Genomic DNA, 11,974 nt, shown 5'->3' with positions numbered 1-11,974 from the left:
GAAAGGAATTTAAGTGGTCATGAAGACGAAATTATTATTAAGCATTTTACTGGCTACAGTTGTTACACCCGTCATGGCAAAGAGTTTGCAAAGCCTTTCCGATCAGGAACTGTCAGATGTATCAGGTCAAGCTTTATTAACTTTGCAGTATTTACAGGGCACTACACAAACTGACCAGAAAGGGGATACTTATAATCAATCCAATATTGGCTTTTATAAGTTAGGTCTTGAAGCGGTCATGGAGCTGAATGCTAATATCAATAAATTGGCATTGGGCTGTGGTGGGGTCAACAACAGCGTGCGTGCCAGTAGTTGTGACATTGATATTGATAATATTTCTTTAAGTGGTTTACCTGCAAACGCAAATTATACATCTGATGAGCGAGCAGCAACCTCGGCTAAAATTACCAATCCTTTTTTACAATTTGCGATTAAAAATCCAAGTTCAGCAGCGACGCGAGAAGTGGTGGGATTCCGAGTCAGTGCCGAGAAGATTTCAGGACTCATGACTTTGGGTACAGAAAATTCTGCAACACCAAATGGAATTAACACTTTTAGTGGTTACATGAAAACCAAAACTGCAACGGGTACAGCTGTAACTCAGGCGCGTAATATGACTTACGCAGATACAGGCTTAACGATCAATGGTATTGTGCAAGGCCGATTATTGGGAAGTAGTTCTGGAACAACGTGTGTCGATGGTTTTTTAGATCCTTGTTATGATATTTCTTATACCTCGAATAATTATAATTTAAGCCTTTCTTCAACTTCGGCCCCTTTTACGATTAATTCTACCATTGTGTCGGGAACGAGACTAAAAGATGTGGTATTAAAAGGCAGTGGTACTGTAGGGCAGATTGATTTTAGTGGACAATTACAGGCGACAGTTGCTGGTTTTTTGAACTTGGATAAACAGGTCACAGGCAATATTACAGGGCTTAAAACCGACATTACGGTCAATCAAAATTTGGGCTTAATTCATGCATTATATTTAAATAACCCTGCATCGTTGTCATTGCAATCACAAAAAATCTTATGGCCGGGTGCTGCTGTTGCAGCCAATCAAGGCTGGTGGTTATCTATGGAAGATGAAGTGGAATTGGGGAGCCTAAGTCCAACCACGCAAGTCGCAATTACCAATCAAGTTTTACAGCAAACCATTGCTGGGATTAATAAAGACTTAACTGAAAATCCACGAAATTGTGGAAACCTATTAACAGGATGTGTAGGGGGTTCTGCATTAGTCGTGGGTAATGTTCCTATGAATAGTACGACTTTGGATTTCCCGCTGACCAACTTAACCTTGCAAGGGCAAAATTTCCGTTCCAACTGTTTTGGTGGCATGAAATTTTGTTAATTCAGTTCTCATAAAAAATCCCGCAAGTAGCGGGATTTTTTATTCTAAGTATAAAAATTACTTGGCAATTTTTGCTAATAATTCATCTTTAGAAATGTTTACAGATTCGGCATCGCTACGGCCTTTATATTCAAACGTACCTGCATCCAGACCTTTCTCGCCAATCACGATACGGTGTGGAATACCTGTTAATTCAAGATCTGAGAATTTCACACCTGGGCGTTCATTGCGATCATCCAGTAATACGTCATAACCCGCAGCAGTTAACTCCGCATATAAAGCTTCAGCAGCTTCTAAAGTACGTGGAGATTTATGTGCATTCATTGGCACAATTGCGACTTCAAACGGTGCAATTGCAGATGGCCAGATAATCCCTTTATCATCAAAATTCTGTTCAATTGCAGAAGCCACCACACGGGTAACCCCAATGCCATAACAACCCATAGTGACAGTAAATGGTTTGCCATCTTCGCCCAATACTTTGCAGCCTAAAGCTTCTGAGTATTTTTGACCCAATTGGAAAATATGACCAACTTCAATTCCGCGTTTAATTTGCAGCGTACCTTTACCATCTGGAGATGGATCGCCTTCAACCACATTACGTAAGTCGTACACTTCAGTGAATTGAGCATCACGTTCCCAGTTTACACCTGTCGCATGTTTGTCTGCTTCATTGGCACCCGCCACAAAGTCAGACAGTACCGATGCAGCACGGTCAACAATGACCGTTAAACCTTTTTCAACTAAACCTTGTGGACCACAGAAACCTGCTGTTAAGCCAAGCGCTGTAAGTTGCTCGTCTGTTGCAAATGTTAATGGTGATGCAATGAGTGGGTGCTTCTCAGCTTTAATTTCATTCAGCTCGTGATCACCACGCAAGAATAAAGCGATAACTGGAGTTTGGCCGTTCTCATCTGCTACACCTTGTACCAACAATGCTTTTACAGAGTGTGCAGGATCAGAATTCAAGAATGCAGAGACATCTGCAATGGTTTTCTGATTTGGTGTATCGACAACTTCCAACACTTGGGTTGCAGCAGCGCGTTCACCAACCAATACCGCTTCAGCCATTTCAATGTTGGCTGCATAGTCAGATTCGGTCGAGAAAGCGATATCATCTTCACCGCTTGAAGCCAAAACATGGAATTCATGTGAACCTGAACCACCAATCGAACCTGTATCGGCTTGTACTGGACGGAAATCCAAACCTAAACGGGTGAAAATGTTGCAGTAGGTTTGATACATCAAATCATAGGTTTCTTGTAGAGACGCTTGATCTGCATGGAAAGAATAAGCATCTTTCATAATGAATTCGCGTGAACGCATTACGCCAAAGCGTGGGCGAATTTCGTCACGGAATTTGGTTTGAATTTGGTAGAAGTTAATTGGTAATTGCTTATAACTTTTTAATTCATTACGTGCTAAATCAGTAATCACTTCTTCGTGGGTAGGACCCAAAACGAATGGATTACCATGACGATCTTTAAAGCGTAATAATTCTGGGCCATATTGCACGTAACGACCAGACTCTTCCCAAAGACTTGCAGGTTGTGCTACGGGCATGAATACTTCAAGTGAACCAGAGCGGTTCATTTCTTCACGGACAATCGCTTCAACTTTATTTAGCACACGTACGCCCATCGGCAACCAAGTGTATAAACCTGAAGCCAATTTACGAATCATGCCCGCACGGAGCATAAGTTGATGTGAAATAACTTCAGCATCGTTTGGGGTTTCTCTTAACGTTGCAAATAAAAAGCGACTCGCGCGCATGAATACTGTCCTAATATTAATCGTGAAGGATAATCCAATCTAAAATGAAACAGTCATTCGATGCTGACTGTCCATTGAACTGCCATGGATTATGCCATGATTTTCTGTTTGAGACGAAGTAGAAAATTCTTAAAGTCATCTAAGTAACTAAAGATCACAGGAACCACCACCAAGGTGAGCAGGGTAGAGGTAATGACTCCACCAATCACGGCATGTGCCATCGGTGCGCTTTGCTCACCACCTTCACCCAGTCCGAGCGCTAGTGGAATCATGCCCATGACCATCGCACTCGTGGTCATTAAAATTGGACGTAAACGGGTTTTACCTGCTTGTAAAATCGCATCATAACGGCTGCTGCCAGATTCCATAGCTTTTTTAATAAAATCGATCAGTAAGATGGCATTTTTGGTGACCAGTCCCATCAGCATAATGATGCCAATAATGGAGAATAGATTCATGGTTGAATTAAATAAGAACAGGGCCAAAAATACCCCAATCAATGACAGAGGGAGTGACGCCATAATCGCAGCAGGGTGAATAAAGCTATTAAACTGTGAACCTAAAACAATATAAATAAACACGATCGACAAGGTAATTGCCGTGAGTGCATAGCCCGCCGATTCAGCCATATCGGCATTTGCTCCTTGAGTATCGAAGCTATAACCCGCAGGCAGTTTAAAATTATCCTGAATTTTTTGTATATCGGCACCAATATCGCCCGCGGGGCGCCCAGCCGTATTGGCTTCAACTAAGACTTCTCGTGCCAAATCACGACGATTAATCTGAGAAGCTCCTATGCTTTGGTCTAGACTGGCGATACTGCCAAGAGGCACTAAAATATTTTGTCCTGACTGATCTTGTTTTGCAGAGTTGATGTATAAATTGCCTAAATCACTTGGTAGGCTACGCTGGCTTTCTGCTAATCGAACATTGACATCATAGGTTTCACCTTTGTCATCTTGCCAAGAGCTAACATCATCTCCTGCAATTAAAGGGCGCACAACATTGGCAATTTGACTGACAGATAAGCCTAAATCATTGGCCAAAACCCGATTAATATGGACTACCAAGCTCGCTTTAGGTTCTTTGAGTGAACTTTCTAGGTCGACAACGCCGCGAACCTGAGCAACTTCTTGCATGAATTGGTCTGAGATCTTTTGCAGTTGATCTAAGTCTGGCCCTTTAATCGAAATCATAATAGGCTTTTGCCCGCCAGAAACATTTTCATCGGCAGAGGCAACCGAAGTGACACTTATTCCCGCAATACTTTTAAGACGATCACGAAACTCATTATTCAATTGAATTAGTGTTTTATCGCGTTGTTGGCGTGGCGTCACCGTCACATGCAGGCTGACATGGTTTTTTCCACGATCTGTAACGCCGTTAATCACACCATAAGTGCCTAATACTTCAGGGTTCTGTCTTAGAATTTGCTCGACTTGTAACAGTTTGGCTTGTGAATATTCCAAAGATGCGTTAACTGGCGTTTCAAATTTGATGCGAATTTGGGCTTTATCTGGCGTAGGTACAAATTCAGTACCGATCATTTTAGATAAAGCCAATGCACCGAAAAGAGAGGCAATCGCAATCATGAGCGTAATCAAGCGAAAGCGTAATGCTAACTTTAATAAGTATTCGTAAACGTGGGTAATACGCTCTAGCAGATGTGCAATGGCATCAAAGAAGCGTGTGAATAGATTTGGCTTTTTCGTTTTTTTGTCTGAATCTGTCCAATGTGCAGAGAGCATTGGGTCAAGGGTGAAACTGACAAACATGGAAATCAGTACTGCGGTACTGACCGTTACCCCAAATTGGTAAAAGAAACGACCAATAATGCCGCCCATAAAGGCAACGGGTAAAAATACCGCCACAATGGTTAAGGTCGTGGCTAAGACTGCTAAGCCGATTTCTTTGGTGCCATCCAAGGCTGCACTGACATGATCTTTACCCATATCAGCATGGCGGACAATGTTTTCCCTAACCACAATCGCATCATCAATCAGTAAGCCAATACTCAGCGATAGTGCTAACAGCGTCATCATATTAATGCTAAAACCAAAAGCCCAGATCATGGCTAAAGTCCCCAGCAAAGAGATGGGCAGGGTCATACCAGTAATAATGGTAGAACGGAAGGAGCCAAGAAAAAGTAAGACAATTAAAACCGCAAGTATTGCGCCTTCAAGAATGGTTCGGCTGACATCTTGAATACTGCCACGAATGCCTTGAGAGCTGTCGACTACAACTTTGACACTGACACCTTTCGGGAGTTGCTGTTCAATTTTGGCTAAAGCTTTGCGGGTGCCATCCACCACTTGAATAATATTTGAATCGGAGTTGCGTAATACATCTACAGCGACAGCAGGGTTACCATTTAAAAAAGCGCTAGAGTCAAGTTCTGCCTGACTGTCTTCAACAGTCGCAACTTGTTTTAAAAAAATCGGACTGCCATTTTTAGTGGCAACGATTAAATCTCCAAAGGCGTAGGGATGAATCACTTTGGATTTAATTTCGACCACAAGTTCTGAATTGGCTTGTTTAAGTGTACCGCCCGGAACTTCAATATTTTCACTTTTTAGGGTATTGATGACTTGGTCTACGCCAATTCCATAGCTTTGTAATTTGTATGGATCAATGACAATTCGAATTTGGCGTTGGCTATCACCTAATAAATTGACCGCACCCACGCCAGATACCGTTTGTAATTCTGGCACAATCCGCTGGTCGATATAGGTACTGAGCTCTCTTAAAGATTGTGTGTTCGACTCAAATACAATTGACATAATTGCACTGGCTGTTGGGTCATAGCGTTCTACCACAGGATCCTGAATTTCATCTCGAAATTCAGCAGTCACAGGTGCAATTTTGTCACGAATATCTTGAGCAGCGACAGCAGAGGGAACGTCTAAGTTAAACTCAACAATGATGGTGGAAAGCCCTTCACTCGATTGTGAGATAACTTGTTTAAGCCCTGAAATGGTATTGATCTGATCTTCCATTTTTTTAGTAATTTCAGATTCAATTGTTTCAGGTGAAGCACCAGGATAAGTGGTATGCACGACCACAAATGGAAAATCGACATCAGGAAATTCCTCCACGCTCATGCGTTGCCAAGAAGCTAAGCCGAGCACCAACAGCGATAACATCATCATGATGGTAAATACAGGATATTTTACGCTGATACGGGTTAACCACATTTTAAGACCCTAAACTTATTTGTTTTGCTGAATCGTAACGGTTTTATGCAGATCTTCATCATTGAACTTTACACGGCTAATTTGATCGCCATTGGCAAGTCCAGAGACGACAGCCATATTTTCGCTATAACATTGCTCAAGTATTTGTATAGGAATGCGTTCAATTTTTTGCTGATGGATCACCCAGACATAAGGCTTTTGTTCAATGTTTTGAATCGTATCTAAGGGAATTAATTGTCCTGATGCAGAAGGTACTGCCAGAATATTACCTTCGACAAAGGCACCTATACTCAACGGGTTTAGTACTGAGTTTGGTGTGGCATAGAATTCAATTTGACGGCTATTTAAATCAGCAAGGGGGGAAATACGACTCAGGGTTGCGGTCAGTACTTCAGTACTACCTTGTATGCGGTATTCAATTTTTTGCCCAGCTTTTAATGCATTGCGTTGATCACTCGGTAAGCGAACCTGTAGTTCTAACCGTGTTGGGTCAACGATTTCGAATAAGGTTTGACCCGCAGCAACTGTTTGACCGGGTTCAACCTGACGTTTGGTCACAATTCCTGTAATCGGGCTACGTAAAGTCCCATCTTGTTCAGCCTTCAGTGCAATATTGACCGTCGCTTGTTGCGCGTTGACATTTTCTAATTGCGCCTGATAGTCCACCTGACTTTGTTCAAATTCAACTCTGGAAATAAAGCCCTGATCAAGTAACCGTTGCTTACGTTTCATCATGTTTAGAGCAAGGTTGGCTTGTGCTTTGGTCGCGGCTAAATTCGCTTTCGCTTGAGCTAGACGAGCCTCATTATCTTGATTGTTGAGTTGGATTAAGATTTGTCCTTGCTGTACAGCATCTCCAATATCAGCACGCACAGAAGTCGCTGTTGCAGTCACTTGAGATTGCAGGCTGCTTTGATTCACAGCACGAATGCTGCCAGTAAAGGATGTTTTTTCTACAGATTGACCATAATTAAATGCAACTAAATCTTGCTGAATCAGCTCAATCTTCTTATTTTCACTGGTTGGTGGGGTTTCGGGTTGTTTTTGACATGCTGTGAGTAAAAGACAAATGCAGATAGTGAGGGCGGGTGATTGAAATAATCGGAATACATGCTGCATCTAAATGTCCTTACTGCATTGTAGGATTAGTTTTCCATGGCTTTTAGGCGCGCAATGATATTCGCGTATTCAGCCTGTGTATTGCGATAGTTGGTTTGTAACGTCTGAATTTGCTCTTTTTTATTGCTGATATTGGTCGCATTATTCGTGAGGTTACTTTTCAAAATCGCTGGAATGGGATCACCTTTACGTAAATATTCCATTTCTTGTCGTTTAAAGAAAATATGATCGCTTTGTAATTGTTTGAGTTGGTTTTGTTGAAAGCTGATCTGTTTTTTGAGATAAGCTAAGGCATCATCACGCTTTTGGATAGCAACTTGACTATTGGTATAGGCACGTTTTAAACGTAAATCAGCTTCACGCTGTTTCGCCTGAGCAGCACGTTGCGGCGCTCTTTTTTCTTCAGTTTCTGCATTATAAGGGCGATTGCGTTTAATCACCTGCATATTGCGGTCGAGTGCTTCATAGCCATAGCGAATATGATTGGGGGTGACACTGGTGCTAATATTCGCCACACCTTTGCTATCATAGTAACGATACCAAACAGCCTTTACGCCTTCAGCAAAAGTAAATGCCGAGTGGAGGAGCAACAGGCTAATCAACAATACTTTAAATGCGATTTCTTTTTCTGCAATGAAAGCAAGTTTTCGACTAAACTGACTTTTCATTGAATCCCCCACAAAAGTTAAAGTTGACTAAATTACTTATTTTTAAGTAATAATAAAGTTATATTAGAACTAATCTAGAGAAGAAAAAACCTCTATTCATCAAAAAAAATATTGGGATGAATTAAAATGTGAGATTGTTTGTGAAATTAGATGAAAATGTCGACTTAGTTCAAAACTGTTCATTGAAAATACAAGTAAATATATGTTAAAAATGTTAGCAACTTGTAATAAAATTTTATATACCAAATGTATGTACATTCTAAAAATGGGACGGGTCATTAAATGGACGATAAATTTCAAAATCTAAAAGTCATGGTAATTGATGATTCAAAAACCATTCGTCGTACAGCTGAAACATTATTACAACGTGAAGGTTGTGATGTGGTCACCGCAGTAGATGGCTTTGAAGCTTTATCAAAAATTGCTGAAGCAAATCCAGATATTGTTTTTGTCGATATCATGATGCCGCGTCTAGATGGCTATCAAACTTGTGCACTGATTAAAAACTCACAAAATTATCAAAATATTCCTGTCATTATGCTATCGAGTAAAGATGGCTTATTTGATCAGGCTAAAGGACGTGTTGTCGGTTCTGATGAATATTTAACAAAACCATTCAGTAAAGATGAACTTTTAAACGCAATTCGTAATCACGTAACAGCATAAGTTTTGTATTGGGGAAGAGCATGGCTCGTATTTTGATTGTAGATGATTCGCCTACAGAAACATTTCGTTTCAGAGAGATATTAGGCAAGCACGGATTTGAAGTCATTGAAGCTTCAAATGGTGCAGATGGGGTAACAATGGCACAAGCAGAGCTTCCTGATTTGGTGCTTATGGATGTAGTAATGCCTGGTGTGAATGGTTTTCAGGCAACACGTCAAATTGCGCGTGGCGATACGACCAAGCACATTCCAGTTGTTATTGTGAGTACCAAAGATCAAGCAACTGACCGTGTTTGGGGTAAACGTCAGGGGGCATGCGATTACTTAACCAAGCCAATTGATGAACAGCAATTAATCGACACCATTAAGCAGCACCTCAACGTAGGATAAACTATGGCAGCGAACGGATTTATCGAATTACTTCGCTTGGCAAAACGTGGAAATAAAAACTACGTTTCGACTGAGAATGAAGTAAACCGATGGTCAGGGATTGCATTTGAAATGATGGGGCAATATTTCGTTGCCCCTCTAGGTGAGGTTTCGGAAGTTATTTATCCACCAAAATATACGCCAGTTCCCAATACTCAGTCTTGGGTGATGGGGTTAGCGAATATTCGTGGGCGATTGCTTTCTGTTGCAGATTTGTCACACTATATTTCTGGACATCGAAGCCAATATTCACCGACACAAAAAGTCTTATGTATCAGTCATCATGATCATTATGTCGGATTAGTCGTCGATCAGGTTTTGGGCATTCAACACTTTAATAAGAAAAGTTTCTTTTCTAAACATAAAGATTTAGATAGTAATTTACAAGAATATTGCCAAGGGTATTTTCATCAACATAACCAACAATGGCATGTTTTCTTATTTAGTCGTTTATTGCAAAATCCAAAATATATGAACGCATCTATAAAACTTATAAATTAAATAGTCCCACTCATTAAGAATGAAGGCAAAATTCGGGGAGAAGCTGCATGGGCTTTAAGCTAAAAAAGAAAAATGCAGGTGAAAGTACCAACCGTGCGGGTGGTAATGCTTTAGTAGCAAAATTTCAATCACAGACGGAACAGTTTTCACGTGTATTCGGTGACAGTGAAAAGTCCAAACCATTAATTTTGGGTGCAGCTTTTTGTATCATCTTGGCCCTATTTCTTCTGTTATATCTTTTCTATAGCGTACCGCGTAATAACGAATTTACGCGTAGTTTGGGTGACTTACGTTTATTATCTCAAACGATTTCACGCCAAGCGACAGAAGCAACTGCTTCAGGTACACCAGAATCCATTAAAAAGTTGACAGATTCGCAAAAGGCTTTCGCTGAAAACCTTGAAACCGTGAATGATATTCAAGCGAGTACTCCAGCACTACGTGAAGTGGATGCACAATGGAAAAAAGTTTCTGAAAATATTGATTTAATTGCGTCACAACAAAAAATCATTAATCAGTTATATGACACTAACATTGCAATCAGTGAAAGTATTCCAGGCATTCAGGCTGAATATAACTTGATGGTTGACCAAATGGCACGTCAAAATATGCCAAGTAGTCAGGTAGTTATTGCGAAAAACCAGGTGTTTATTGCGGAACGTATTTTACGTTCGATTAACTCGGTATTAACAGGTACTACTAACTCAAGTGCATCAGCAGATGACTTTAGTGCGGATACTGAAACGTTTGGTTCATATTTGAATGCACAGATTAACGGCAGTGCAGAACTGGGTGTGCAACAGATTACAGAACCTGCTTTACGTGAATCTTTAGATGGTATTAAAGCGGAATATGATGAAGTATTAAAATCTGCGGCAGCGACAGTTTTAAAGAACTCCACGCAAATTGTAAAAGTACGTCAAGCTTCTTCTTCAATTTTTGAACAATCCGATGCATTGTTAACCAACTTAAACAAGTTATCTGGTGGTACAGGTTGGTTAATTGCAATTCCTGCTTTGGGCCTAATTCTGGCACTGATTGGTTTCTTATTCTGCGGATTTAAATTACTGGCACTTCGTGGTGAAGCCGATAAGGTTCGTGTATCACGTTTACAAGAAGAATATGACCGTAACCAGAATGCGATTTTACGTTTACTCGATGAAATTGCCGACTTAGCAGATGGTGACTTACGTTCATATGCAACGGTATCTGAAGATTTTACAGGCGCAATTGCCGACTCGATTAACTTCGCGATCGACCAATTACGTGAGTTAGTTTCGCGTATTACGGAAACTTCAGCAGAGGTTGCACACTATACGCAAAATACGCAGGTCATTACCAACCAGTTAGCCGAAGCGTCTGAGCATCAGGCACAAGAAATTGCAGGTGCATCTGCCGCAATTAATGAAATGGCAATGTCCATTGACCAAGTATCTGCCAACGCTTCTGAATCGGCTACGGTAGCAGAACGTTCAGTACAGATTGCAACCAATGGTGCGGAAGTTGTAAACCGTTCAATCGAAGGTATGGATATCATTCGTGAGCAGATTCAAGAAACATCAAAACGTATTAAGCGTTTGGGTGAATCGTCTCAAGAGATTGGTAACATTGTTGCCCTGATTAACGATATTGCAGACCAAACGAACATCTTGGCATTAAATGCAGCTATTCAGGCATCTATGGCGGGTGAAGCTGGTCGTGGTTTCGCGGTTGTAGCCGATGAAGTACAACGTCTTGCGGAACGTTCTGCCTCTGCAACCAAGCAGATTGAAACACTGGTAAAAACCATTCAAACAGATACCAACGAAGCCGTTATTTCAATGGAACAAACCACTTCGGAAGTTGTCCGTGGTGCGAACTTATCTAAAGATGCGGGTGTTGCACTGGATGAGATTCAAAACGTATCGGGTAACTTGGCAAAACTGATCGCGAGCATTTCGGATGCAGCCAAACTGCAATCGGCATCTGCAGGTCATATTGCGACAACGATGAATGTTGTACAAGAGATTACGTCACAGACGACGACAGCGACCTTCGATACAGCACGTTCGGTTTCTGAACTTGCCAATATGGCAGAATCTCTGCGTGAATCTGTAACGGACTTCAAACTACCTGAATAAGTTAGCTATTCAAGGGTATTCCGATCTGACACAGATCGGAATACTTATCTAGTTTTAAGCATCGAACCGCTGTACTTCTAGAATAAAGTTCGGCGTGATGATTACACTCAGGTTTTAGCGCCTTTTATGGTGGCGAGAAACGTAAGAA

Annotated in this window: 9 protein-coding genes; 5 read left to right on the top strand and 4 right to left on the bottom strand. The window is 41.1% G+C overall.

Going from position 1 to position 11,974, the window contains the following annotated elements; genetic code table 11:
- Positions 1-19: 19 nt before the first annotated feature.
- A complete protein-coding gene (locus E0H82_RS02170) occupies positions 20-1,357 on the top strand; it encodes a hypothetical protein (RefSeq protein ID WP_131262787.1) in 1,338 nt (445 codons plus the stop codon).
- A 57-nt stretch (positions 1,358-1,414) separates the two neighbouring features.
- Here E0H82_RS02170 and E0H82_RS02165 read toward each other — a convergent pair whose 3' ends face one another.
- The 4 genes from E0H82_RS02165 to E0H82_RS02150 form a co-directional block, all read right to left on the bottom strand.
- Positions 1,415-3,130: a proline--tRNA ligase gene (locus E0H82_RS02165; protein WP_131262786.1), complete on the bottom strand. Its 1,716-nt coding sequence runs from the start codon at positions 3,128-3,130 to the stop codon at positions 1,415-1,417.
- Between the two features lie 89 nt (positions 3,131-3,219).
- Positions 3,220-6,324, bottom strand: a complete 3,105-nt coding sequence (locus tag E0H82_RS02160) for an efflux RND transporter permease subunit (RefSeq protein WP_131262785.1) — start codon at positions 6,322-6,324, stop codon at positions 3,220-3,222.
- Positions 6,325-6,339: 15 nt separating this feature from the next.
- Complete coding sequence (locus E0H82_RS02155) at positions 6,340-7,443, bottom strand: efflux RND transporter periplasmic adaptor subunit (protein WP_131262784.1); 1,104 nt, start codon at positions 7,441-7,443, stop codon at positions 6,340-6,342.
- Between the two features lie 26 nt (positions 7,444-7,469).
- Positions 7,470-8,111, bottom strand: a complete 642-nt coding sequence (locus tag E0H82_RS02150; protein WP_131262783.1) for a hypothetical protein — start codon at positions 8,109-8,111, stop codon at positions 7,470-7,472.
- Between the two features lie 282 nt (positions 8,112-8,393).
- On the opposite strand from E0H82_RS02150, the gene pilG reads away from it, so the two are divergent.
- The 4 genes from pilG to E0H82_RS02130 are packed head-to-tail and all read left to right on the top strand — an operon-like array spanning position 8,394 to position 11,826.
- Positions 8,394-8,777, top strand: coding sequence for a twitching motility response regulator PilG (gene pilG / locus E0H82_RS02145; protein WP_116760298.1), 384 nt, complete (start codon positions 8,394-8,396; stop codon positions 8,775-8,777).
- Positions 8,778-8,797: 20 nt separating this feature from the next.
- Positions 8,798-9,166 (top strand): response regulator, encoded by a 369-nt coding sequence (locus tag E0H82_RS02140; RefSeq protein WP_131262782.1) that lies wholly within the window; start codon positions 8,798-8,800, stop codon positions 9,164-9,166.
- Positions 9,167-9,169: 3 nt separating this feature from the next.
- Entirely contained in the window at positions 9,170-9,706 is a 537-nt protein-coding gene (locus E0H82_RS02135) for a chemotaxis protein CheW (protein ID WP_016167068.1), read from the top strand.
- A gap of 47 nt (positions 9,707-9,753) precedes the next feature.
- Entirely contained in the window at positions 9,754-11,826 is a 2,073-nt protein-coding gene (locus E0H82_RS02130) for a methyl-accepting chemotaxis protein (protein WP_131262781.1), read from the top strand.
- Positions 11,827-11,974: the final 148 nt, after the last annotated feature.

Source organism: Acinetobacter sp. ANC 4910, assembly GCF_004331035.1.
Taxonomy (GTDB): Bacteria; Pseudomonadota; Gammaproteobacteria; order Pseudomonadales; family Moraxellaceae; genus Acinetobacter.
The sequence above is the reverse complement of the archived record's forward strand: the minus strand, read 5'-3'. Positions and strand labels throughout refer to the sequence as shown.

Coding starts and splice junctions, on each gene's coding strand:
- E0H82_RS02170 (WP_131262787.1), top strand. CDS start 20: ATGAAGACGAAATTATTATTAAGCATTTTACTGGCTACAGTTGTTACA.
- E0H82_RS02165 (WP_131262786.1), bottom strand. CDS start 3,130: ATGCGCGCGAGTCGCTTTTTATTTGCAACGTTAAGAGAAACCCCAAAC.
- E0H82_RS02160 (WP_131262785.1), bottom strand. CDS start 6,324: ATGTGGTTAACCCGTATCAGCGTAAAATATCCTGTATTTACCATCATG.
- E0H82_RS02155 (WP_131262784.1), bottom strand. CDS start 7,443: ATGCAGCATGTATTCCGATTATTTCAATCACCCGCCCTCACTATCTGC.
- E0H82_RS02150 (WP_131262783.1), bottom strand. CDS start 8,111: ATGAAAAGTCAGTTTAGTCGAAAACTTGCTTTCATTGCAGAAAAAGAA.
- pilG (WP_116760298.1), top strand. CDS start 8,394: ATGGACGATAAATTTCAAAATCTAAAAGTCATGGTAATTGATGATTCA.
- E0H82_RS02140 (WP_131262782.1), top strand. CDS start 8,798: ATGGCTCGTATTTTGATTGTAGATGATTCGCCTACAGAAACATTTCGT.
- E0H82_RS02135 (WP_016167068.1), top strand. CDS start 9,170: ATGGCAGCGAACGGATTTATCGAATTACTTCGCTTGGCAAAACGTGGA.
- E0H82_RS02130 (WP_131262781.1), top strand. CDS start 9,754: ATGGGCTTTAAGCTAAAAAAGAAAAATGCAGGTGAAAGTACCAACCGT.